25 protein-coding genes are annotated in these 22363 nt (G+C 55.2%); 13 read left to right on the plus strand and 12 right to left on the minus strand.

Going from position 1 to position 22363, the window contains the following annotated elements:
- Window positions 1–136: 136 nt before the first annotated feature.
- The gene (locus FC18_RS11695; RefSeq protein ID WP_082403775.1) at window positions 137–1144 is read left to right on the plus strand and encodes a diacylglycerol kinase; all 1008 of its coding nucleotides are present in this window, start codon (window positions 137–139) and stop codon (window positions 1142–1144) included.
- Between the two features lie 152 nt (window positions 1145–1296).
- Window positions 1297–1491: a hypothetical protein gene (locus FC18_RS11700; RefSeq protein WP_054675863.1), complete on the plus strand. Its 195-nt coding sequence runs from the start codon at window positions 1297–1299 to the stop codon at window positions 1489–1491.
- A 72-nt stretch (window positions 1492–1563) separates the two neighbouring features.
- On the opposite strand, the gene FC18_RS11705 is transcribed toward FC18_RS11700, so the two are convergent.
- A complete protein-coding gene (locus FC18_RS11705) occupies window positions 1564–1893 on the minus strand; it encodes a hypothetical protein (RefSeq protein WP_054675866.1) in 330 nt (109 codons plus the stop codon).
- A 516-nt stretch (window positions 1894–2409) separates the two neighbouring features.
- Between FC18_RS11705 and rlmD the strand changes: the two genes are divergently transcribed.
- Both rlmD and FC18_RS11715 read left to right on the plus strand, forming a co-directional pair.
- Window positions 2410–3762 carry a 23S rRNA (uracil(1939)-C(5))-methyltransferase RlmD gene (gene rlmD, locus FC18_RS11710; protein WP_054675868.1) on the plus strand — a complete coding sequence of 451 codons (1353 nt, stop codon included), beginning with the start codon at window positions 2410–2412 and terminating at the stop codon, window positions 3760–3762.
- Window positions 3763–3918: 156 nt separating this feature from the next.
- The gene (locus FC18_RS11715) at window positions 3919–5244 is read left to right on the plus strand and encodes a dihydrolipoyl dehydrogenase family protein (RefSeq protein ID WP_056976388.1); all 1326 of its coding nucleotides are present in this window, start codon (window positions 3919–3921) and stop codon (window positions 5242–5244) included.
- Window positions 5245–5323: 79 nt separating this feature from the next.
- On the opposite strand, the gene FC18_RS11720 is transcribed toward FC18_RS11715, so the two are convergent.
- From FC18_RS11720 to FC18_RS11735, 4 genes are all read right to left on the minus strand, one after another.
- Window positions 5324–6715, minus strand: coding sequence for an MFS transporter (locus FC18_RS11720; protein WP_056976390.1), 1392 nt, complete (start codon window positions 6713–6715; stop codon window positions 5324–5326).
- Between the two features lie 123 nt (window positions 6716–6838).
- Entirely contained in the window at window positions 6839–7144 is a 306-nt protein-coding gene (locus tag FC18_RS11725) for a type II toxin-antitoxin system RelE/ParE family toxin (protein WP_054675871.1), read from the minus strand.
- Complete coding sequence (locus tag FC18_RS11730) at window positions 7131–7412, minus strand: type II toxin-antitoxin system RelB/DinJ family antitoxin (RefSeq protein ID WP_054675875.1); 282 nt, start codon at window positions 7410–7412, stop codon at window positions 7131–7133. The genes FC18_RS11725 and FC18_RS11730 overlap by 14 nt, the downstream gene beginning before the upstream one ends.
- Window positions 7413–7529: 117 nt before the next feature.
- Window positions 7530–8399 carry a DegV family protein gene (locus FC18_RS11735; protein ID WP_056976392.1) on the minus strand — a complete coding sequence of 290 codons (870 nt, stop codon included), beginning with the start codon at window positions 8397–8399 and terminating at the stop codon, window positions 7530–7532.
- Between the two features lie 356 nt (window positions 8400–8755).
- On the opposite strand from FC18_RS11735, the gene FC18_RS11740 reads away from it, so the two are divergent.
- A complete protein-coding gene (locus FC18_RS11740) occupies window positions 8756–9556 on the plus strand; it encodes a metallophosphoesterase (protein ID WP_054675878.1) in 801 nt (266 codons plus the stop codon).
- A gap of 372 nt (window positions 9557–9928) precedes the next feature.
- On the plus strand, window positions 9929–11596 hold the full coding sequence (locus tag FC18_RS11745; RefSeq protein ID WP_056976394.1) for an ATP-binding cassette domain-containing protein: 1668 nt from the start codon (window positions 9929–9931) through the stop codon (window positions 11594–11596).
- A 49-nt stretch (window positions 11597–11645) separates the two neighbouring features.
- On the opposite strand, the gene lepB is transcribed toward FC18_RS11745, so the two are convergent.
- Window positions 11646–12356 (minus strand): signal peptidase I, encoded by a 711-nt coding sequence (lepB, locus tag FC18_RS11750; protein WP_056976395.1) that lies wholly within the window; start codon window positions 12354–12356, stop codon window positions 11646–11648.
- A 254-nt stretch (window positions 12357–12610) separates the two neighbouring features.
- Between lepB and FC18_RS11755 the strand changes: the two genes are divergently transcribed.
- The 3 genes from FC18_RS11755 to FC18_RS11765 all read left to right on the plus strand — a co-directional run bounded on the left by FC18_RS11755 (window position 12611) and on the right by FC18_RS11765 (window position 14817).
- Window positions 12611–13117, plus strand: coding sequence for a GNAT family N-acetyltransferase (locus FC18_RS11755; protein ID WP_054675889.1), 507 nt, complete (start codon window positions 12611–12613; stop codon window positions 13115–13117).
- 149 nt (window positions 13118–13266) lie between these two features.
- On the plus strand, window positions 13267–14145 hold the full coding sequence (locus FC18_RS11760) for a DMT family transporter (RefSeq protein WP_225353604.1): 879 nt from the start codon (window positions 13267–13269) through the stop codon (window positions 14143–14145).
- 117 nt (window positions 14146–14262) lie between these two features.
- Window positions 14263–14817: a cysteine hydrolase family protein gene (locus FC18_RS11765; RefSeq protein ID WP_420806111.1), complete on the plus strand. Its 555-nt coding sequence runs from the start codon at window positions 14263–14265 to the stop codon at window positions 14815–14817.
- Window positions 14818–14857: 40 nt separating this feature from the next.
- Here the strand turns inward: FC18_RS11765 and FC18_RS11770 are convergent, their stop codons facing one another.
- From FC18_RS11770 to FC18_RS11790, 5 genes are all read right to left on the minus strand, one after another.
- A complete protein-coding gene (locus tag FC18_RS11770) occupies window positions 14858–15322 on the minus strand; it encodes an NUDIX hydrolase (RefSeq protein WP_054675894.1) in 465 nt (154 codons plus the stop codon).
- A gap of 18 nt (window positions 15323–15340) precedes the next feature.
- Window positions 15341–16054 (minus strand): GntR family transcriptional regulator, encoded by a 714-nt coding sequence (locus FC18_RS11775; protein ID WP_054675896.1) that lies wholly within the window; start codon window positions 16052–16054, stop codon window positions 15341–15343.
- 140 nt (window positions 16055–16194) lie between these two features.
- A complete protein-coding gene (gene deoC, locus FC18_RS11780; RefSeq protein ID WP_054675899.1) occupies window positions 16195–16917 on the minus strand; it encodes a deoxyribose-phosphate aldolase in 723 nt (240 codons plus the stop codon).
- A 127-nt stretch (window positions 16918–17044) separates the two neighbouring features.
- Window positions 17045–17983, minus strand: a complete 939-nt coding sequence (locus tag FC18_RS11785; RefSeq protein WP_056976399.1) for an SPFH domain-containing protein — start codon at window positions 17981–17983, stop codon at window positions 17045–17047.
- Between the two features lie 175 nt (window positions 17984–18158).
- Window positions 18159–18353 (minus strand): hypothetical protein, encoded by a 195-nt coding sequence (locus FC18_RS11790; protein WP_054675901.1) that lies wholly within the window; start codon window positions 18351–18353, stop codon window positions 18159–18161.
- A 221-nt stretch (window positions 18354–18574) separates the two neighbouring features.
- Here FC18_RS11790 and FC18_RS12180 point away from each other — a divergent pair, with 221 nt between their 5' ends.
- Complete coding sequence (locus tag FC18_RS12180; protein ID WP_156300757.1) at window positions 18575–18751, plus strand: hypothetical protein; 177 nt, start codon at window positions 18575–18577, stop codon at window positions 18749–18751.
- 27 nt (window positions 18752–18778) lie between these two features.
- Window positions 18779–19486, plus strand: a complete 708-nt coding sequence (locus FC18_RS11795) for a GH25 family lysozyme (protein WP_054675904.1) — start codon at window positions 18779–18781, stop codon at window positions 19484–19486.
- Between the two features lie 113 nt (window positions 19487–19599).
- On the opposite strand, the gene FC18_RS11800 is transcribed toward FC18_RS11795, so the two are convergent.
- A complete protein-coding gene (locus FC18_RS11800) occupies window positions 19600–19962 on the minus strand; it encodes a DUF4828 domain-containing protein (RefSeq protein ID WP_054675907.1) in 363 nt (120 codons plus the stop codon).
- 453 nt (window positions 19963–20415) lie between these two features.
- Here FC18_RS11800 and FC18_RS11805 point away from each other — a divergent pair, with 453 nt between their 5' ends.
- On the plus strand, window positions 20416–21402 hold the full coding sequence (locus FC18_RS11805) for a Gfo/Idh/MocA family protein (protein ID WP_056976401.1): 987 nt from the start codon (window positions 20416–20418) through the stop codon (window positions 21400–21402).
- Window positions 21403–21896: 494 nt separating this feature from the next.
- On the plus strand, window positions 21897–22220 hold the full coding sequence (locus tag FC18_RS11810) for a hypothetical protein (RefSeq protein WP_054675910.1): 324 nt from the start codon (window positions 21897–21899) through the stop codon (window positions 22218–22220).
- The last annotated feature ends 143 nt before the right edge of the window (window positions 22221–22363 follow it).

A 22363-nucleotide genomic window follows, 5' to 3' on the forward strand; every position in this document is an offset into this window, starting at 1 on the left:
ATGCGACAACAACACCGTTTTGCTACAAAATTCTTTTCCGCAGTTAATGGCGTTCGTGTATACTGGTCTAGTAAGTTAAATTGAGAGCGCCGTCAATGGCAAAGAATATCTGTTGTAAAAGGAGTGGACGCAAACCGTGAGAGCAAGACTGATTTATAACCCAACTAGTGGTAATGAGGGCATGCGCAAGTACGTCGCCGACATTTTGAACGAAATGGAGAAGGCTGGCTACGAGTCATCCGCATTCCAGACGACCCCCGAGCCATTTTCCGCACAGAAGGAAGCGGCCCGCGCTTGTGCGGTCGGCTTCGACCTGATTGTTGCAGCTGGTGGGGACGGGACGATTAATGAAGTCGTCAACGGGGTGGCGCCCGCCAAGAAGCGGCCCAAGATGGCGATTATTCCTGGGGGCACGACCAACGACTATGCCCGGGCCCTGCGGATTCCGCGGGAAGACCCCGTCGCCGCTGCGGCCCTCATCGGCAAGGGGCAGACGCTCAAGATGGATATCGGGAAGGCCAACGACAAGTACTTCATGAACATCGCGGCCGGCGGGTCCATGACCGAGCTGACCTACGCCGTCCCAAGCGAATTCAAGTCTGTCTTCGGTTACTTGGCGTACGTGCTCAAGGGGGCAGAGATGCTGCCGGGCATCAAGTCGATTCCAATGCACATTGTTTTTGACGACGGCGAATACAACGGTCCGGCCTCCATGTTCCTGGTCGGCCTGACCAATTCCGTTGGTGGATTCGAGCAGATTGTGCCCGACGCCGAACTCGGCGACGGCCAGTTCACCGTCATCATCGTCAAGACGGCGAACGTGGTCGAAATGATTCGACTCATCACCCTCGTCTTCAACGGCGGCAGGCACGTGGACGACCCCAACATCATCTACACCAAGACCCACAGCCTCCACGCTGAACGCACGGACGGCGAGCCGCTCAAGATTAACCTGGACGGCGAATACGGTGGCGACACGCCGATGGAATTCCTCAACCTCACGCAGCACATCGAGATGTTCGCGAACGTGGACGAGATTCCGGACAAGAACCTGGCGCAGAACTACGAAACCCAGGACGCCGTGGTCAAGGAAGTCGAGAACATTTCGCAGAAGGACCTCGACGGGGATGGCAAGATTGGCTAAAGCTAAATAAAGTGAACGCGCAAACTGCCTGGTTTGCGCGTTTTTCTATCCGTGATGAAATTCGCCGAAAAGGCTACCATTCGCGCCTTTAACGCGTACAATAAAGGGTATAACCGCACGCGCGGGAATGCGGGATAACTGGAGGAGCCGAAATGAGTTCAAAGAAAAACACGATTATGTTAATCGTTGGCGCAATCGTATTTGTCGTTGTGTTCGTCGTCAGCTTGATTCTGAATCAATTCGATCTGCCGACGTGGGTGAAGTACTTGGTATTGGCCGCGTTCGCGTGCTTATCAGCGCTGATTGGGACGGGGATTGCGGGACATGTGGTGCATAACCGGAAATAAAACAAGCGGCCTACCAGCTGGTGGGCCGCTTTTGTATTGGGGCAGGTAATCATTTTGGCTGTCAGCATATCTTTACGCTAATCCGACCGGTACGCCCATCCCGCGAAAGTCCTTGAGAATCGGGCCGTTCATGAATGTGAATAGGCGGCGCCAGCATTGCCTTGTTTCTGGAGCTAATTGCAAGTTCTGGAGACCGAGCAAACGGCTAAACCCACCATAGAAACGGCTGAGTGCAAAATTGGTAGTCATGCCCTCGCTTTTGGGGTTGAAAAATACTGTGAGCACGTCGTCAATCATTTGCTGGGCCTCAAGCTCGATCAGCGTGTGCCGGCTGGTTTTACGGAAGCTTAAGTTCAATTCACATAACAGTTCTAATGCCTCGTTGCGTAGAGCAGTTTGCATGTTGGTTTCCCCCTGTCATATAGACGTTGCTGTCTGGCACACCCGCAGAATACAGCAAATTTCCTAAAGAGAATAGTCCAATTCAACTAAGAATATCATGAGTTATTTTATCCGCCATTAGGCTGGGGTGTTGGTGCTTTGGTTAATTTGCGCAACCACGATACACCTGGTGTTGGGGATGCACAATTAAGTGCGCACCGTTATATGCGGAGGAATTACATTGGTAAAAAATGAGCAAAATAAATAGAGGTCATCGCGTTATAACTTTTGCCGGGCAAGCATCATTTAATCGTGCTCGTTTGCGTTTCGGTGTTGTGCTTGTCCGCATTAGCTGATTATTGCGCCCCAAAATGATTTTCCGGTACTGGTCTGGAATCACTTTTAACGCCCATTAGCGACAACCACATAACAATCGTGTACAATGGCTAGTGGAACATTTTTATTACTGTCCACGCCGCCAATAGCCGGTGTGCGTGGACGTGAACTACGCGGAATGCGTGAAAGGATACACAATACATGGCACAATTAGCCAAGAACCAAGAATTGGAAGTAACCATCGAAGACCTGACCTACGAAGGCCTCGGTGTTGCGAAGGTGGACGGGTACCCGCTGTTCATCGAGAACGCACTTCCAGGTGAAGTTGCACTGGTGCACGTCATCAAGGTGCAGAAGCAGTACGGCTTCGCTTTCGTTAAGGAACTGCGTAAGGTTTCTCCAGATCGGGTCGAGGTCAAGGACAAGGCGTACACGCAGACGGGGATTGCCCCACTGCAGCACCTGGCTTACCCCGCACAACTGACATTCAAACAAAACCAGATTGAGCAGCTGTTTAAGAAGCAGCACCTGGACATCAACGTGCTGCCAACCATCGGCTCCCCGCTGACGACCGGTTACCGCAACAAGGCCCAGGTACCAGTACGCATGGTTAACGGCCAGCTTGAGACCGGGTTCTACAAGCGGCGCAGTCACCAGCTGTTGCCCATTACGAACTTCTACATTCAGGACCCCGAGATTGATAAGGCCATTGTGGTTGTCCGTGATTTGCTGCGGCAATATTTCGTGCCTGCATACGACGAACAGACCAACAAGGGTGTTGTCCGCCACGTCATGGTTCGGCGCGGTTACTACTCCAAGCAGATGATGGTGGTCATCGTGACCCGCACCAACAAGCTGCCAATGATGCACCAATTGGTTGAAGGCATCACCGCCGCGCTACCAGAAGTCACCAGCATCATTCAGAACATCAACGGCGACAAGACGAACGTCATCATGGGCGACCGTTCCCGCACCATCTTCGGCAAGCCCTACCTCGAAGACAGCTTGCTCGGTAGCACCTTCCGGATTTCACCCCTTAGTTTCTACCAGGTGAACCCCGTGCAGACCGAAACGCTGTACACCAAGGCGATTGAAGCGGCCGGTCTGACCGGCGAAGAGACCGTCATCGATGCCTACTCCGGGATCGGGACCATTTCTTTGACCATGGCCAAGCACGCGAAGCACGTTTACGGGGTCGAAATCGTCCCTGAAGCCGTGAACGACGCGCGCGTGAACGCTGAAATCAACCACATCGACAACGTTTCTTTCGTCACCGGGAAGGCTGAAGAAGTCATGACCAAGTGGAAGGACGAGAAGCTCGCGGCCGACGTTCTGATGGTTGACCCACCACGTAAGGGTTTGGCCCCAGAATTCAAGGAAGCCGTTGGCGTGATGTTACCCAAGAAGATTGTTTACGTTTCTTGCAACCCCGCAACCCTTGCCCGCGACATCAAGGACCTGGCTGCGTATGGCTACAAGGCGGAACAGACCCAGCCTGTGGACATGTTCCCACAGACCCAGCACGTTGAATCCGTGACGGCATTGACCCGTTAATACGCATTGCAGACAGACCAGTTATCCCCTGTGGATAGCTGGTCTTTTTGCGTCCACCGACACACCGGCAATGGTGCCGGTTGCAACCGCTGCCGCATGCGCGCACACTGGAGTAGTAGATGTCGCTGAATGATTGATAGAAAGAGGCGCAGGTTGATGGCAGAAGCTTATGATGTTGTAGTGATTGGTGGCGGCCCTGGTGGGTTGGCGGCTGCATATGGGCTAACCGGCAAGAAGGTGCTGGTCGTGGAGGATAACCTCTGGGGCGGCACCTGCCCGAACTTCGGTTGTGACCCCAAGAAGATGCTGTACGGCGTGGTCGAGAACGTGCGCCAGAGTCAGGCCTACGCGGGCTTTGGCGTGACGGGGGCGTCCCTTGTTGATTGGCCGGCGATGATGGCGTTCAAACGCGGGTACACGGAGAACGTGCCGCGGGGAACCGCGGCCGGACTGACGGGAGCGCAGATTGACCACCGGCACGCGCACGCCGAGTTCGTGGACGCGCACACGTTGCTGGTTGATGGTGACCAGGTGACGGCGACGAACATCATCATTGCCACCGGTGCTCATGCCCAGCGGCCAGATATTCCGGGTAGCGACCTGCTCGAAACCAGCACGGACTTCTTGAGCCTGCCCGACCGGCCAACGACAATTGGCTTCATCGGTGCGGGTTACGTGGCCGTGGAGCTGGCCAACATCGCGGTGACTGCGGGTGTGACCGTCCACATTTTCCAGCACAACCACCGCTTGCTGCGCGGTTTCCCGCAGGCTTACAGTGAGTTAGTCGCAGCTAGTTTGGCGCAAAAGGGTGTCATCTGGCATTGGGATACCGAGGTCACGGGGGTTACGGCCGCAAACAACGGCGTGGTGGCCCAGACCAGTGCCGGCGAGTTCAACCTCAGCCACCTGTACACGGCAATGGGGCGGCCGGCCAACGTTGACGGGCTGCACCTGGAGCATGCCGGTGTGGCACTGACTCGGGGCGGCATCCAGGTCGATGACCACCTGCGGACGAGCGCCGCGAATATTTACGCCATCGGGGATGTTGCTGCTAGTCCGGTGCCGAAACTCACGCCGGTGGCCGGCATTGAGGGCCGATACGCTGCCGGGCAGATTCTGGGTAACACGGACGCCATCAAATACCCAGCTATCCCGCATGCAGTTTTCGCCGGCCCCGAACTGGCACAAGTTGGCCGCACGTACGACGAAGCGGTGGCCGAGCCGGACAAGTACACCGTCACCACGCAGCAGGTCGGCAAGTGGTACACCTACAACCGGGTGCGTGACGAGCACGCGCAGGTAACAACCATCACAAATAAGGATAGTGGTCTGCTGGTGGGCGCAATTGCCTACGCGACGAACGCCGAGGAGCTGATTAATTACCTCAGCCAGATGATCAGTAACGGTGAACCAGTCGCAAAACTGCAGTCGTGGGTCCCGGTTTATCCGAGCGTGGCGAGTAATTTGCAGTACTTCTACTAATGCCAAGACTGATTATTCAAACTAAATAGCGCGAAAGTAAACGCCCCTGCAAGTCACGATTGCGGGGGCGTTTTGCGGTCTAATTATGGTTTGCACTCAGTTTGCGTATCAGTATCGCACTAACCAACAGAATCAGTGCGAATGCGAGCAGCAGCCCAAAGTCCACCTGGCTGCCGCTAATTGTCGCCTGCGTCACTGGTTGCCGCAGGGCCGTGGCCGCAATCACCGCGGCCATGACGCTGGTGCCCAGGGAGCCGGCGAACTGCTGCATCATGCTGAACATGGCGTTTTGGTCTGCCTTTTGCCGGCCGGTAACGGTGGTGCTGGCGTCGGCGACCGCCGTCCCGAAGCCGGTGTTGAAGCCGATGCGTAAGAGTGTGTAGAACAAGCCGATGCTGCCGACGCTCAGAATGCGGGTGCTACCGGCAAAGAGCGCGAGGGCGAGGGCGGCACAAGCGGCACTTAGAATCAGTGGCAGGTTGGGGCCGCGCCGGTCGTAGATTTTACCGGCAATTGGGGAGAAGATAGCCCCGACGATGGCCCCCGGCAGCAGCATCAGCCCCGATGCCATGGGGCTGGCGTGCAGGACGTCCTGGGCGAACACCGGCAGAATGAAGGATAGAGAGATGTTGATGAACTGCAGCCCGAAGTATTGCAGGAGGCGTTGGCGCAGGCGGATGGAGCGCAAAATGTGGTAGTCAAACAGGTGCCGCTGACCGTGCTGGGCGTATTTGTAAAAGGCCAAGCTCAGTACTAGGCTAATTGCAACGCCAATGACGAACCGCACGCTGAGAAACCCATGCTCGCCGCCATTATTGAAGGTGAGGACGATGCTGGCAAAGGTCAAGGCCAGTAGCATCATGCCGGCCAGGTCAAACCGCTGCCCGTGCGTGCCCAGTGCCGCTCCGTGAATGGCGTAGGCGCCGAGCATGCCAACGATGACGATGAGCGGCACGATGCCGATGAAGATGGTGCGCCAGGACCACAAACTGGTGAGCACGCCGCCGTACGTGGGGCCAAGGGCGGGTGCCAGGGAGACAATCACGCTGGCGAATCCGGTGTAGAGGCCGACCTGGTCGTGGGGGATGCGGGTGAAGACGAGTTGGAACATCAGCGGGGTGGAGATCCCGGTGGCCACGGCTTGCAGCAGGCGGCCTGAAAGCAACATGCTAAAGCTCTGCGCGGTCATGGCGCAGATGCTCCCGAGCAGGCACATGAGCACTGACAGCAGGAACAGGTGGCGGAAGCTGTAGCGTTTGAGCAGGAACGCCGTGGCGCTCATGACGATAGTGACTGCCAGCAGGTACGCGGTCGTGAGCCATTGAACGATCGCAATGTTGACGTGCATGGTGCGCATGAGCGTGGGAAAGGTGACGTTCATCGACGTCTCCACGAGGATGCCGATGAATGAGAGCAGGCCGGCAGCGAGTATTGCCAGCTTGTTCTTCAGTGGAATGAGTTCTGAAGCCATAAAAAATACCCCTTTGGTTGGAATAGTACGCCGAGCAAACTATTCCAGCCAGAGAGGCCGATCACAATAACTGACTACGCGTTAGGGCTATTGTAGCGCAAATCTGTGCAGTTGGGTAAGCGATTATTTCTTCCCGAAAAGTTCATCATGGGTTCCGGTGCGCAATAAATCAACACGGTTCTGTGGACGGATTATCTGATAAATTAGTAACCAATCTCCGCTTTTACCGCCGACTACATGTAAGTCGCGTGCATGGTCCCATTTTTTTCCTTGAAGTTGGTGGTCATCGTATTTTTTTATTAGTTCTTCTTCGTGACAGTCTTCCTGAATTAATTGGATTACATAATCCAATTCGTCTATTGTCCAATGTTTCTTTTGACACCTTTTGTAGTCGCGGACAAAGATTTTAAATGGGTTAATCCTCAGCATCAATCGCCTGCTTCATTTCTGCAACCGTTGCGTAGGTTGGATACTCTTTTGCATGTTTCATTTCCGCTAATGCTTCTTGAGTCGCTTCAGGGAGTGCATGGGGATGGAAGGGTAGAGCTTGGTCGGTCACGGTTTGGGTAAGAAACATCTTCACTGCGGTCGTTAAGTCCAAACCCATATTACTCAGAACAGAACTTGCGCTTTCTTTGAGCTCGCGGTCGAGACGGATGCTTAAGCGGACTTCCTTACTTTTTTCGTTGTAATCCATGGTATCACCTCCTAACTACAGAATAAGGCAAATAGTGTCATATCGCAACCCCACGGGATGCATTATGGCAAAAACCGTCAAGCCGGTTAACGGCTTGACGGTTTCATATCTTTCAGTTTACTTCTGTTCCGCGTCCCAATCCTTCATCCACGCCAGCGCCAGGGCGCCGGGGCCGATGTGGGTGGTGATGGCCGGGCCGAGGTACGACCGACCCAGATTGATCTGTGGGTAGTCCTGTTGCAGCTTGGCCTGCCACTTGGCGGCTTCTTCCGGCGCACCGGAGTCGATGACCCAGGCCTTCACGGGGTAGTCGACATCCGCCATCGCCTTGCCGAAGAGTTCTTCGATGCGGGCACTAGCACGGGCAGCGGTGCGCACCTTCTCGGCCACGACAATCTTGTGCTCCTCGTTGAAGGTGAGTAGGGGTCGGATGCGTAACATGCTGCCCACGAAGCCGGCGGCGCTACTAAGGCGGCCGCCGCGCACCAGGTGCTGCAGGTCGTTGACGATGAAGTACTCGCCGGTGGTGGCGCGTAAGTCATCGAGGGTGGCGAGAATCTCGTCCACACTCTTACCGGCCGCGGCCATCTTCCCGGCGACCAGCACCATTTCGCCCATCAGCGCCACGGTGATCTGGCTGTCGTACACAATGACGTGCTGGTCTTCAATCTGCTTGGCCTGCGCGGAAATCGTGCTGTTAATTCCGGAAATCGTTGCGGAGAGATAGATGTTAATGACGGTGTCGTAACCCTCGTTTTTGAGCTGCTCGTGAATGGCCAGCACGTCGCCGAGCCGTGGCTGTGAGGTGTGGGGGAACTCCTTGGCCGTCTTCAGCTTGTCCCAGAATTCCTGCGGGGTGATGTCGACCCCTTCATTATATGTATCCCCATCGAGAATAATCGGCGTGGTCACAATCCTAATCGGCAGCCCGGCAATCTGCGCGGGTGACAAGTAGGCGGTGCTGTCGGTCACAATTGCAATTTTCATAACTAAACCTAACTTTCTGTAGCCCCAGTAACTAGTTGCTTCTAATTCTAAGCATTTTTGCGGCAAAATACAATTGGTCAGGCAGAGTCGACCCGAAATAGTGCGGGACCGTCATTTCCCAGGAAATAGGGCCATTATGAAAACGGTGCATATTTAATTTTTACTGCAGCACCGCCAGACTCGCATCGGTTTGGCGCAGGTTAATCGACCTTGTTATCTTTTTCACGACACAATAAATAGCGCTTACAAGAAATCGATTTCGTGTTACCATAGATATGTAAGGTTCGGGGCGGTAAGCTTCGGCCAACGCAAATAGTGGGGCGCGCTGGGAATGCCCCCACGAGCGAGGGAAATATATGACAGTTATCGCAGTTTCAGACATCCACGGCAGCATGACCGTAATGGGGCACCTGCGCCGGATGCAAGCAAAATATCCTGATGCCGTCACCGTCTTTTGCGGCGACTATATCGACGGGCACCCGCACTCTGCGGAAGTGGTGCGCTCGATTATGCGGCAGGTCGCCGATGGCCGTGCGTACGCCATTCTGGGTAATCACGACCAGATGCTGCTTGATTACCTGCGCGACGACGTGAACCGGCAGGCATGGTTCATGAACGGCGGCGACAAGACCGTTGCGTCGATGGTGCACGCGGCTACGGGCAAGGACATGCCGCCCGAAAGTGATGCGAGTCGGCACGCCATGATCGATAAGTACACGGACATGGGCGAATTCATTGCCCAGCTGCCGACAATGTGTGTGTACGGCAAAATCATTTTCATCCACGCCGGCTTCGACCTGAGCAAGGCCGACCCGTTGCGCGACACGAGTGCGGTGGATCGCATCTGGATTCGCGAGGATTACATCTACCGCAACGACCGCTCGGAACCCATCTTCGCCCACAACCCGTTTGACTACACCTTGGTTTCGGGGCACACGCCAACGGGGCTCATCAAGGGCCGTTATGATGGCGATGAAACCTACATCGAAACCAAATTCCCGAAGTGCCCAATTCTGGCCGTCCACTACGACGGCGAGTCCCCGCGGTACTTCATCGATGGTGGGGTGCACTCCGGCTACAAGGAGAACCAGGGTAACATCGCGGTGTTCGACGAGGAGACTGGGCTGCTGCTTGATAGCCTGCAGACGAATATTTAACTTTAAATGCATGCGAATTGGCGTAATCTGGGCCGATTCGTTTTTATTTTGCCCAAAATCCCGTAAGCGGTTGCAATCCCTGTGTGGGTTTGCTATTCTACCCTTATCAATTAATAAGGAGAGCAAATCATGAATTCGTTTGGATTTGAACTGTTCCGACTATCCTAAGTCGTGATAAGTTGCACATCGGCGCGTGCGGGGCGCTTCTGCCCGTACGTTTAGTTCCGTGCGTCCAATGAATGAATCATGTATGCGCTCACCGGTGGAGACTGCCGCGGGCGGTCTCTTTTTGCGTGCTTAAGGCCAAGTTTTGTTGTGCACGCTAAATTAATAGTTTGCGATTCATTCCCCCGGACGCACCCGGAGGAAATTATGTTTAAGTACCTCATGACCAAGCCCCGAAAATTCTGGGGTGTCATCACGCTAATGGTCGTGGACGGGCTCGCGCTTACCTGCTGGTCCTTCCTGTACCAGTTAATCGTCGATACGGCGATGGGTAAGGGTAACTGGCAGTTCGGGACCCTGGCACTATTTATTAGTGGTTACATCATCGTCATGGATTTAATCTTCGTCGCCGACATGTACCTGCGCAAATCGCTGCTCTTTGAAGCGGTGGCGAATGTGCGCAAACAGATTGTCGCAACCACCGCGCGACTGTCACCCGCCGAGTTCGGCCGAGTCGGCGTTGGTGGCATCATCGCCAAGCTGACTAAGCAGCTGGACAAGGTGGAAACCGAGTACTTTCGCGAGTGGATGATGGTGATTAGCCGCGCCTTCACGGGCACTTTCGCCCTCATCGGCACGCTGATGCTCAACCCTCTGGTGACGCTGATTGCGCTGCTGCTTTGCATCCCAACGTTGGTGCTGCCCTTGGTGACCAAGAAGGCCATTGGGCGGGCAAGTGCGGCGCAGGTGGCACAAATTGAACGCTACACCAACCGGATTACTGATTTACTGTCAGGGTTCACGACGCTGAAGTATGCGCTCATGCCCGGCACCCTCATTACCCAGCACGCGCAGGCGAACACGGCGCTCTTGCAGACGCAACGCAAGAACGAGCAGATTAACCAGATTGCCAACGGACTGTCGATCTTCTTCAACGACATCATGACCGTCATGATTTGGGTGGTCGGCGCGATTCTGGTGCAGAAGCAGATGATGGGGATGGGCCAACTGGTCGCATTCGCCAACTTGACTAACTTCATGACCTGGCCGCTAACCGAGCTGACCCAGTCGATTCCCGCCATCATCAGTGGTAAGAAGGCGGGGGAAATCATTCTGGAATTCATCGACAGTCCGCGAGCGGAGGAGGGCGGGGTACCCGCGCCCGCTGGTCCAATTACCTTCACGACTCGCGACCTGGGGCTGACCATTGACGACCACGAAATCTTGCGCGACGTGAACCTGGAGCTGACCCAAGCCAAGAAGTATCTGCTGGTCGGCGCGAGCGGCGGGGGCAAATCAACGCTGGTGCGCCTGCTGCTCGGTGAAATGGCGCCCACCACCGGGACGGCAACGCTGCTGGATGTACCGGCCGCTGACCTGGCCCGCGATGCGGTGTATGGCCGCGTCGGCTTGCTCGCCCAGCGCGGCTACGTATTCGCCGGCACCGTGCGGGAGAACATGACCCTCTTTGCAGATGGTTACGCGGACGGTGCGATTACGGCCGCCATGGCGCGCGCCGGACTGACGGAATGGCTCGCCCAGCACAGCCTCGAGATCAAGATCAGCGAGGCTGGCGGTGAATTGTCGGGTGGGGAGAAGCAGCGGCTGGCCCTGGCCCGGCTGTTCCTGCGTGGGTATGACTTCTACATTTTCGATGAGCTCACCACCGGCCTGGATCCACAGATTGCCGACCAACTGCTGCGCGACCTAGGCGCCATGCCGCAGGGCTTCCTGATGATCACCCACACCTACAACCACGATGCGTTCCTGGCTGCCGATGAGATTCTGGTGGTCAAGGATGGTCAGCTGGCTACTCGCGGTCAGCTGGCTGACCCAGCGGTGCAGCAGGAACTGCACGCCTTAGCAATGATTTAACGACAAAAATCCCCCGGCGCATTTTCCAGCGTGCCGGGGGATTAATTGTTTAATAGAATTTCCAACTGCTAATGGGCCAGTACCGCCACACGACGACGGACTGGATATTCTCGGCGGGCACGAACCCGAACGCGGTACTGTCGTGCGAGATGATCCGGTTGTCCCCCATGACGAAGTACTCGCCGGCGGGCACCTTGGCCGTCTGGCTGGCCGTGATAGTCTTGAGCGAGAAGTTTTTGGTGAAGTACTTTTCACTGGTGCCGTTCGCGATGTTGTAGCGCTTGATGGCGGCTTCCATGAACGACTTGTTCAGGTACGGCTGCTTGACGCGCTTGCCGTTGATGTAGAGCTTGTCGTTCTTGCTGCGAATGGTGTCACCCGGCAGGCCGATAACGCGCTTGATGTACAGTTCGCGGCTCTTGAGCGGCACGAGACTGTCGCCGTTAAATAACTTGCCGTTGCCGACGTAGGTGAGGTCACTGTTCTTCGCGCCGGTGTGCTCCATGTATGCGCTCGACGCTTCGTCGGGGGCGTAGAGTACCACGATGTCGTTGCGGCGCACCTTCTTGTGCTGCAGCGAAATCAGCCGGTCGCCGGTGCTGAGGCCAGGTTCCATGGATGGCCCGCTGACGGTATCCTTGCTGACGACGAAGGTCATGACGAAGGTGGTCGCGATGAAGACGACGACGGCAAAAATTAATAGTTGCCAAGCTGATAGGGTGTGCTTTGGTGGCCGTGGCCGCTTCATGCTTTCTTCCATTGCGGGTTCCTCCATACGCGGGATTGCGCGCGAGTTTTCATACCTAAAATATCACAAACTGAAAGCACTTTATAGTAAAAAAGCGGGAAAGTTGGCTAATGTTGCGATTGTGGGTATTAGATTGGTAAAAACGGTCGAATTGGGGCTGTGTTAGGTAATCTAACACAAAAGATGGGCGAACTAAGTTGGTGGTGCTAGAATGAGGACATTAACGAAGATTTCGTGCAAAACTTGCATGGATAGAGGAGCACATCATGACCACAGAATCCGTTCAATTCCGCCTGGCGGAACACGACGATTTGCCAGATATTGTCGCAATTTATAACCAAAACATCGCCAGTCACATGGTCACGGCCGAGATTGAACCGGTCACGGTGATGGAGCGCGAAGATTGGTTCGCCCAGCACACGCCGGATAAGTGGCCGATGTGGGTCGCAACCCGCGGCGGCCAGGTCGTCGGTTGGGTTAGCCTGTCGCAGTGGAACACGCGGGCGGCGTATAGTGGCACCGCCGAGATTAGCATTTACATCGACGCGGCGGCCAAAGGGCAACACATCGGCACGCTGGCCGTGCAGTGGGCGGAGGCGCATGCCGCCGCGGCCCGGATTAACACCATTATTACGTTAATTATCGGTGCGAACAAACCCAGTATCGGCTTGTTCAAAAAACTTGGCTATGAACAGTGGGGCTTTTTGCCCGCAGTGATGCGCTTTGCCGACCGCAACCAGGATTTAGTGCTGCTCGGCAAGACGCTGGTCTAAGATGCAGATACGCATTTATTAATGCAACATTGAACCCGGAAAATGCCCGCTGGCAGCCGTTTTCCGGGCTTTTTTCTGCCCGAAATAGGTGTACTATATTCCTATTACATAATTAATGGCGGCCATTGCTGTGGCCGCGCTGGGAGTAAATGATGCAACGGGATAAAGTAGTTGGGGCAGTGATGTTAACCATCGCGGCTAGTATTTGGGGTGGCATGTTCGTCGTGGTGAAGTCGATTGTGGGCCAAATCCCGCCGGTGCAACTGGTGTGGTTTCGCTACTCTATCGCCGCGGTGGTGATGCTGCTGGTGGCGCTCGCGCAGCGCATCAAGTGGCACTGGCGCAAGAAGGACGTGCTGCTCATCATCCTCATGGGCGTCGTCGGGTACGCCTTGTCGAGCACGGCGCAGGAGACGGGGACGTGGCTCTCATCGGCCCAACTTGGCGCGGTGGTCACAGCCTCCACGCCCGCGTTCATGGTCGTGTTCAACTGGACGATTCTCAAGGTCCACCCGAGTACGGGGGACTGGGTGAGCTTAGCCTTAGCGATGCTCGGCATTATCTGCATCGTCGGCTTGCAGTTCAGCGGTCGGCAACTACTGCTGGGCGCATTGTCGCTGCTGGTCTCCGGGATTGCCTGGGCGCTCATGTCCGCGCTGGTGCGGCTCGTGTCGCCGGACGTCAGCATGCTGCAGGTGACGCTGTGTTCGACGGTCGTGGCCATCATTTGCCTGACGCCGTGGTCGCTCATGCATTGGCGTGCAGTGGCAGGGGTCAACTTCGGCAGGCCCGCGGTGTTTTTGCGGCTAAGCTACCTCGGCATCGTGTCGACGGCCATGGGCTTTATGCTCTGGAATGACGGGCTGCGGCGCATGCGCAGCAACGTGTCGGGGCTGTTCTTCCTGTTTCAGCCGGTCGTTGGGGCGCTGCTGGGTTGGCTGATTCTGGGCGAGGGTCTGACCATCGGCTTCTTCCTCGGGCTGGCGCTGCTATTTGCCAGCATCTGGGTTGCCATGCGGTGGGCATAAAATAATTAATCATGTAAATGGTCGGCCAACAGGGGCCGGCCATTTTTTGCGGAAGAGGGCTTGCAAAACGTGTCAAGACAGGTAGAATGTTGGTTAAACAGGTGAATTACGGAGGAAATGCTGATGGCTGAAGCACTGATCATTGTGGACTACACGAACGATTTCGTGGCGGATAACGGGGCTCTGACGGCGGGCAAGCCGGCACAGGCGATTGCCGCGCGCATCACGGCACTGGCGGAGGAGTTCAGCGCGCGGGGCGATTTTGTCTACCTGCCGACTGACATTCACGTGGCCGGCGACCCGTACCACCCCGAAACCAAGCTGTTCCCGCCGCACAACCAGGAGCATACCTGGGGCCGGGAGTTTTACGGACCACTGGCGGGCTGGGTGGCGGCCCATTCAGGAGACGCCAAGGTGACCGCCTTTCCTAAGCGCCGCTACTCCAGCTTTGCCGGCACGCCGCTGGATCAGTGGCTGCGTGAACGTCGCATCACGTCCGTGCACATCGTCGGCGTCTGCACTGACATATGCGTTCTGCACACGGCCATCGATGCGTACAACCTCGGTTATGACATCACTATCCACAGCGACGCGTGCGCCACGTTCAACCCAGCCGGCAGCGAATTTGCCTTGAACCACTTCCAATCGGTGCTCGGCGCAACGGTAATCTAAACCAAAAAACGACATCCCGCGGGGTGTCGTTTTTGCGTGTCTATATTTTGCCGGCCGTCAGTAGCGCGTGGGCCTTAACCACCATGTCTTCGTTTTGCTGGAAGATGATGGGTGGCAGTTCGTCCAGCGGGAAGTACTTGAGCTGCTTGGTCTCCCACGGCGCTGCGGCAGCCAAACTGCCGCCAACCGGCCGCACCAAGAAGCATTTGGCGATGTTCATCACCAAGTCGCCGTTCGGGTAGTGCATGTAGTAGTGGTTATCGAACAGGCCGAGGTCGGCAATGATTTCGACCTCAAGACCCGCGTCTTCTTGCATCTCGCGCAAGACGGCCTCGCGGTAGGTCTCGCCGAACTCAAGGTAGCCGCCGGGCACGCACCACCCGCCGTCCGCGCGTTCCTGCAGCAGGACCTCGCGGCGGGCGTTGATGACAATCCCGCCCGCCGCGTTCAGGATGAGGGGCATGTGCCCAGTCTTGGCGCGGATGGTTTTAATGTAATCGGGCATAATGCACCTCCTTAGCAGTTAGTCGTTATCCAGCGAAATCTCGAAGTAGCTGGTGTCGCCGCGGTACAGGGCGGTCGAGTATTCGACTACCTGGCCGGCCTTGGTGGAACCATACGTGTGGAAGTAAAACAGAGGGGCACCCGTGCGCACTTCCAGCATGTTGGCGACGGTCGGGGTGGCGGTGCTCAGTTCGAGCTTGCGGTGCACGTGCGCCACCTGGTAGCCGCGCGCTTTGAGCTCAGGATACAGGGATTCGGTGGTGAAATCAACATCCAGCAAGTCGGCGTCCACGGCCGCGGGAATGTAGGTGGTGACCAGCACAACGGGCTCGCCCTGGGCGGACCGCAGCCGTTCGAGCTTGTAGACATCGGCGCCGGGCGTCAGGTTGAGGGCGAAGGCGACATCATCGTGCGCGTGTTCAAGCTTGAAGTCCAGCACGCGCGTGGCGGTCTGCAGGCCCTTCTCGTGCATTTCGGCGTCGTAACTCTTGATGACGTGCGTGAATTCTTGCGCAATCTTGTTCTGGCACACGATGGTCCCCCGCTTGCGTTTCTTCTCCAGCAGGCCCTGGTTCACCAGCTCCTGGACGGCCTGACGGATGGTGGGGCGGCTAACCGCGTACTCAGCGGCGAGCTCCATCTCCTTGGGAATCAGGCTGCCCTTGGCGTAGGTGCCATCAGTGATTTTGCGCTTCAAATCTTGCTCAATTGTGCGATATTTAGGGACTGTCATCAGTGGACCTTCTTTCTAGATGCACGCTCGACGCCGACATCACGGCATTGTACGCGCTTACGTAATATATTATAACCTATAATACGATACGAAAAAACCGCAGACGGACCGAAAAAGGGCGTCTGCGGTCAAATCGCGGCCTACCAGGTCTGCGCGACGTGAATCGTGGTCACGTGGTCGTCGGCCATCCGCTGGCGCAGGGCGTCGATGATCTTGACCCCGGAGCTGGTGCCGATGCGTGTGGCCCCGGCGGCAATCATCGCCAGGAAATCGTCGGAATTGCGAATCCCGCCGGCAGCTTTGACCTGCACGTCCGGGCCCACGGTTTGTTTCATCAGTTGGACATCAGCGACGGTGGCGCCGCCCGTGCCGAAGCCCGTGGCCGTCTTGATGAAGTCTGGCTGGACGCGCCGGGCGATGGTGGCGACCTGCACGATTTCGTCCTTGGTCAGGTAGCAGTTTTCGAAGATCACCTTGATGGGGATGCCGGCGTCATGGCAAATCTTGGTCAGGCGCGTCATTTCGTCTTCGATGTAGGCGTAGTGCTTTTCCTTGAGCTCGGTCTGGTTGATGACGTAATCAATCTCGTTTGCCCCGTTCGCGATGGCGTCGCGGGTCTCGAATTCCTTGGCGGCGATGCTCGTCTGGCCCAGCGGGAAGGCGATGGCAGCACCCGTGTCGATGTCAGTGCCCTTGAGTAGCTCTGAACAATACTTGGATTGCACCTGGTTAATGGCGACCATCTTGAAGTGGTATTGTTTCGCCTCCGCGCACAGCTTGTCCATGTCCGCGTGGTTCGCGTATGCGTGCAGGTTGGTGTGGTCCACGAACCGTGCTAATTCGTCTAGTGTGTAATCTGCCATGATGTGCCTCCATTTTTGCCGTTTATTATGTCATTACATAATGTAGAATAGCAGGATTTGAAAACGGTGTCAACTTGCTTGAACAACAAAAAAGCAGGCCACATGTGACCTGCTTTAGGGTGAAAAATTACTTGTCGTTCTTGGCGGTTTGGTTCAAGATGGCGCCGACTGCTGGCAGCTGGCCGAGGGAGTCGACCGCGGAGCTTGGCATGACGACGGTGTTGGCCGTGCCCTTGGCGAGGGCTTCGAGGGCCTGGACGTTCTTGTACTGCAGGTAGAGCTGGCCGTTGTTGATCAGGCCGGCGTTGATGCTGTCAATCTGGTCCTTAACGGATTCGGCAACGACCCGCTGACTTTCGGCCTTCCCTTGGGCTTCCAGAATCTGAGTCTGCTTGTTCCCTTCAGCTTCGAGGATTGCGGCTTGCTTTTCCCCTTCAGCCTTGGCGATGGCGGCCTGCTTGTGCCCCTCGGCTTCCATGATGTTGGCTTCACGTTCACGCGATGCCCGCAGCAGCTTGTTCATGGATTCCTGAATGGTCTGGTCAACCTGGATGGAGTCGATGTTGACGCGGTCCACGTTCAGGCCATAGCCGGCGGTGGTGGTGCTAATCTGGTCGAACAGGGTGGTGTTGATGGTTTCGGTTCCGTTCAGCACGTCGTTCAGATCCATGTTCCCGATAATCCCGCGCAAGTTAGCCCGGGTGTCTTGAATCATGGAGAGCACGGAGTCTTTGTTTTCGTAAACGTAAGCGTGGACGTCCGTGATGTGGTACTTGATGGTTTCAGAGATGCGGACCACAACGTTATCCTTCGTGATTACTTCTTGTTCGTCGACCTTCAGCGGAATCTGCTTCATGTTGACGATTTCGGTGATGCGGTAGATGAAGGGCATGACCAGGTGCAGGCCTGGTTCCAGGGTCTGGGTGTATTTCCCCAGTCGTTCCACAATCCCTACTTCCCCGGTGTGGATAATCGCCAGGCAGCGGGTGAACAGAACGAACAGCAAGACGAGAACAACAACTACCGCAACCACGGTGCCGGCAATTGAAAAAATCGATGTAAGCATAAATGTTTCCTCCTCAGTTTAACGCGCAGTGCGCGCATTCACGATGTTTGGACCCTAACCCAAGTAATCGCTTGTGGTTGGCCATGCGCCGAGTAACAATTCGAATAATCTCAGGTCGCGCGCATATGTCGCGCGTCGACATTAACAGAAAAGCTTAACTGCGGCAGGCGGGGACTTAGTACTCCAACAGGTCCACCGCACGCCGGACAACCAGTTCCAGAGGCGTTACCTGGGTGACGGCGACTAGATCGCCCGCAACAGCCAGCCCCACGACGCGGTAGTGGTAGTGAATTCCATAGAGTGAAATTGAACCGGTGTCCGCGTCGGTCTTGAGGGTGAATGTGGTGCCGAGTAGTCGTTCGTCAAGCATGAGTATCGCCTCCTTGATGAAAATTATTGTCCTTTAAAAAAATTTACGCAATACCCTAAATCACCTAAAATGCAAAATCAGTCCAAAGTCGCATACCGCTTACATGGCCGCGATAATGCGCTTATGCACTTTTGCACAAGTGAATGCTGTCTGGCCTTGAATGTGGTAAAGTATTCTGAGAACCGGCCGTAAGTTGGCCACGACAAATGGAGGGATTCCGAATGCAAAACAATGCGCTGCTGGTACGCTTTTTGTGGTTGGTCGTCATCGCGCTGGTCGTGGTGGCCCTCATCGCCCAGTACACCGGCCATCACGACTTGGCCAAGACGCTGATTTTGCCCGCACTGCTGCTGTTTTGGCTGACGTATGCAATGCGGCGGGCCAAGCCGAAGCAATGATTTCCAGGGAAATAAGGAGGTGCAGCCATGCCCCGCGTCAAACCAATCTATAGTAATACCTTCACCAAACGCCGGCGGACTTGGATTACGGTCATCGTGGTGCTGTGCCTTGCCGTGCTGGTCGGCGGCGTCTTGTGGCTGCACCTGCGCAACCCGCGGCCGAATGCCCAGCAGTACCCACAGCTCGGTGTGCGCATCAGCCAGACCGATGGCAGTCAGGACTTCGACGCGCTTAAGAAACAGCAGGTGAGCTTCGTCTACCTCAAGGCCACTGAGGGTGCGAGCTACTTCGACGATAACTTCGATGCGAACTATAGCCAGGCAACCGGCAGTAACTTGCGTGTGGGCGTCTACCACTACTTCAGCTTCAGTAGTACACCAAGGAAGCAGGCTGCGTCGTTTTATAAGCACGTGGGCGGAAGCATCGGCGACTTGCCGCTTGCCATTGAGGTGACCAATTACACCACGGTACCCAAGCAGGCGGAACTCACGCGCAACTTGCAGCAGCTGGTGACACTGCTGCAGACGCATTACGGCGTGCAGGTAATTCTGATGGGCACGCCAGCAATGCTCGCCAAGGTCAAGTCGGTGGCACCGACTGCCGGGCGGATGGTCATTAGTAGCAAAGCGCGCGCGGCTAAGTCCGCCATGTTCTGGGAATACGCCGCGGACGCCAAGATTCCGGGCGGGGGCAGCACTGAGTACCACTGCATCGTGGCCAAGAAGCTGCCGTAGCGGGCGCGTGCATTACAGCACAAATAATCCCCTTGTGCATAAACCAGCAACTGGGGTACACAAAAAGCGGCACCAAGTTGACCACAATGGCCAAGCTTGGTGTCGCTTTTTGGTTAATCTTCGGCTTCTAATTCGGGGTAAATGATGGGGTAGGTCTCATCTTCGGCTTCGTCGTACACCGTCGTTGGCAGGCCGTCCATGCAGGTAATGATTAATTCATAACCGTAGTGGTCGAGGAAGGTGAGGGCGTCAGTGGTAATCCCCACAATCTTGCCGGGCAGGCGTTTGCCATCGATTGAAATGTCCAGCTTAGGTGAGACCTGCAGGCTGTGGTGACGATGAGTATTATTATCGATGAAGTTGAAATCACCGCGATACAGATCAGCGAGCGCGAGCGCAGGATTGGGCCGAACCGAACTCTTGCGTCCGAAACTATGAGAAATTGCGTTGAATGCTGAGGAAATCTTGCCAGCCATTTGTCTACCTCCCGTACACTTTATTTCACTAACATCATATTAGCACTTGTCCGCGAGTGTAACGTAACTTTTCTGCCACTTTCATGTTACAAAAATATGCGTAATTGACATCTGCCGCGCAAAGTTTTGCCCGTCTGGTGGGGATTGTTCCCATACCAAAATAATGTGGATTAGCTAACTCTTGTTACTTTATTTGTTTTGCTAAAGATTATTTACTTTTCACTAATGTCACATAATTCTCACAAGCAAGCGCAAATTGGTTGCGGGTTTGCGCGGTAAAAACTGGCATTATATCCGTGAAAGCTGTTACAATAATTGTGGAGCTTTTTAAGAATTCAAATTAAGAATCGGCCCGATTGTGGACATGGTTAGCACCTTGGCGTTCTGCAATGGACCCGGGCCGATTATCGCCGCAACTAGTGGCCGTAACTAGCTTATGAGGAGGACAAATTTATGTTACGTTTAGGCATTATTGGTACCAACTGGATCACCGCGCAGTTCGTGGCCGCAGCCCGCGAGACGGGTGAGTACAGTCTGACCGCGATTTACTCGCGCCGCGAGGAAACGGCGCAGAAGTTCGCCGACGAGACGCGGGCGAACGCGGAACTGTTCACCAACCTGACCGCGTTCTTCGCGTCCCCAGCCTTTGACGTTGTGTACATCGCCAGCCCCAACAGTCTGCACGCTGCGCAGGCCGTTCAGGCGCTGAATGCGGGCAAGAATGTAATCGTGGAGAAGCCGATGGTGACCAACATCAAGCAGATGGCGGGCATCGACGCGGCGCTCAAGGCCAACCCGCACTTGTTCATCTTCGAAGCGGCCCGGCACATCTACGAGGACAACTTCCAGCGCGTCAGCAAGTTCACCCACACGCACCCTATCAGTGGCGCGACGTTGACGTACATGAAGTACTCGTCCAAATACGACGCATTCCTCTCCGGCAAGAACCCGAACGTCTTCACCACGACCTTCGATGGGGGCGCCCTGGAAGACCTCGGTGTCTACCTGGTCTACGCGGCGATTTCCTGGTTTGGCGTGCCGGACAAGGCCAACTACAGTCCGCAGATTCTGCGCACCGGGGTTGACGGCTCCGGGGTCATGCACTTCGACTACCCGGACTTTTCCGTCAACCTGATTACCGGCAAGACAACGCAGAGCTACTTGCCAAGTGAAATTTATACGGGCCGCGACACGCTCACCATCGACGCGCCGGAGAGCATTCAGCGCATCGACTACACGACCAGCGAGGACACCGTCGATTTGGCCGGCGCCCAGGATCAGAACCCGATGATTCGCGAGGCGGCGTACTTCGCCAAGGCGATTAACACCGGCGACACCACCGCCCGCGACGAGAAACTGCTGCTGGCACGTCGGGTGCACACGGTGATGACCCAGATTCGTACCGACGCAGGCATCGTTTTCTCGAGTGACCAAGACTAGCTAACGCAAGACGTCAGATTATGCACAATTTCTGTGAATGGTTTGCCTGTCTTATGACACTCATGGTACAAGGTGGAGCCTACCTTTGCGTAGTAGGTATATATAAACGGCGTCTGGAACACATTGTACACAGTTGAGTGGTAATTTGAAGGCGGTGTCCCAAAGTTTAGGGCATCGTTTTTTAGTGCGTGAAGCTGTGGTTGCGTCATTAATAATCTTGCGGTGATTTAACTCAGTACTGGAAAAATGAGATGATTTGTGAAAAACGTCTCAAAGCCTGCATGATTTAAATTGTAGTGGTTGCCATTAACAGTCAACAATATTAATCTAAGTGTGTAATCACGTAAGCGCTTTTTGGAGGGGATAATATGAAAAATGGTAAGTGCTGGGTTGACTACAACCGAGTTGCAGAGAATATTTGGAACAACGCAATATCTTCAGCTGTAAGTGGAGCATCTGGATTAGGTAATTTACCTAAGGGGCATTAGTCTGACTTGAACGACGAAAAGTTACACATCATGGCCGCGCTAATCGATTTGATGCATAGTTTTGCTGATGATAATCCAACTACTTTTGGGGTGGAAGTGGCGGGAAAAATTAAGGAAACAATTAACGTGATTGCCAATCCACGTTGTCAGGGGACGACATTGTATAATGAAGTGCTACCGATTCGGCGAGAAATTTCCGGAGCAATCTCAGTCGACCATTACCAGTTGACAGAACCACAAGCGCGGGCCTGGACTAACTTTAAAGAACAAACGCAAAATGCTTACGATGATTACTGGAAGGGTATTTCGATGTTAAGAACATTGATTTAACCGTGGTCGGCGGTTCGTGCAGATTTTTTCTGGGCGGGCTGCCGACTTTTTTGGTAGGGCGTAATTATTGCGCGTAAAATAATTATGCCCCGTCGGCTTGACCCCACCGGCCGTGACAAGGATAATTAGCGTAGTTGTGATAT

Source organism: Lacticaseibacillus sharpeae JCM 1186 = DSM 20505, from assembly GCF_001436225.1.
GTDB lineage: Bacteria > Bacillota > Bacilli > Lactobacillales > Lactobacillaceae > Lacticaseibacillus > Lacticaseibacillus sharpeae.

Coding starts and splice junctions, on each gene's coding strand:
- FC18_RS11700 (WP_054675863.1), top strand. CDS start 1,297: ATGAGTTCAAAGAAAAACACGATTATGTTAATCGTTGGCGCAATCGTA.
- FC18_RS11705 (WP_054675866.1), bottom strand. CDS start 1,893: ATGCAAACTGCTCTACGCAACGAGGCATTAGAACTGTTATGTGAATTG.
- rlmD (WP_054675868.1), top strand. CDS start 2,410: ATGGCACAATTAGCCAAGAACCAAGAATTGGAAGTAACCATCGAAGAC.
- FC18_RS11715 (WP_056976388.1), top strand. CDS start 3,919: ATGGCAGAAGCTTATGATGTTGTAGTGATTGGTGGCGGCCCTGGTGGG.
- FC18_RS11720 (WP_056976390.1), bottom strand. CDS start 6,715: ATGGCTTCAGAACTCATTCCACTGAAGAACAAGCTGGCAATACTCGCT.
- FC18_RS11725 (WP_054675871.1), bottom strand. CDS start 7,144: ATGCTGAGGATTAACCCATTTAAAATCTTTGTCCGCGACTACAAAAGG.
- FC18_RS11730 (WP_054675875.1), bottom strand. CDS start 7,412: ATGGATTACAACGAAAAAAGTAAGGAAGTCCGCTTAAGCATCCGTCTC.
- FC18_RS11735 (WP_056976392.1), bottom strand. CDS start 8,399: ATGAAAATTGCAATTGTGACCGACAGCACCGCCTACTTGTCACCCGCG.
- FC18_RS11740 (WP_054675878.1), top strand. CDS start 8,756: ATGACAGTTATCGCAGTTTCAGACATCCACGGCAGCATGACCGTAATG.
- FC18_RS11745 (WP_056976394.1), top strand. CDS start 9,929: ATGTTTAAGTACCTCATGACCAAGCCCCGAAAATTCTGGGGTGTCATC.
- lepB (WP_056976395.1), bottom strand. CDS start 12,356: ATGGAAGAAAGCATGAAGCGGCCACGGCCACCAAAGCACACCCTATCA.
- FC18_RS11755 (WP_054675889.1), top strand. CDS start 12,611: ATGACCACAGAATCCGTTCAATTCCGCCTGGCGGAACACGACGATTTG.
- FC18_RS11760 (WP_225353604.1), top strand. CDS start 13,267: ATGATGCAACGGGATAAAGTAGTTGGGGCAGTGATGTTAACCATCGCG.
- FC18_RS11765 (WP_420806111.1), top strand. CDS start 14,263: ATGCTGATGGCTGAAGCACTGATCATTGTGGACTACACGAACGATTTC.
- FC18_RS11770 (WP_054675894.1), bottom strand. CDS start 15,322: ATGCCCGATTACATTAAAACCATCCGCGCCAAGACTGGGCACATGCCC.
- FC18_RS11775 (WP_054675896.1), bottom strand. CDS start 16,054: ATGACAGTCCCTAAATATCGCACAATTGAGCAAGATTTGAAGCGCAAA.
- deoC (WP_054675899.1), bottom strand. CDS start 16,917: ATGGCAGATTACACACTAGACGAATTAGCACGGTTCGTGGACCACACC.
- FC18_RS11785 (WP_056976399.1), bottom strand. CDS start 17,983: ATGCTTACATCGATTTTTTCAATTGCCGGCACCGTGGTTGCGGTAGTT.
- FC18_RS11790 (WP_054675901.1), bottom strand. CDS start 18,353: ATGCTTGACGAACGACTACTCGGCACCACATTCACCCTCAAGACCGAC.
- FC18_RS12180 (WP_156300757.1), top strand. CDS start 18,575: ATGCAAAACAATGCGCTGCTGGTACGCTTTTTGTGGTTGGTCGTCATC.
- FC18_RS11795 (WP_054675904.1), top strand. CDS start 18,779: ATGCCCCGCGTCAAACCAATCTATAGTAATACCTTCACCAAACGCCGG.
- FC18_RS11800 (WP_054675907.1), bottom strand. CDS start 19,962: ATGGCTGGCAAGATTTCCTCAGCATTCAACGCAATTTCTCATAGTTTC.
- FC18_RS11805 (WP_056976401.1), top strand. CDS start 20,416: ATGTTACGTTTAGGCATTATTGGTACCAACTGGATCACCGCGCAGTTC.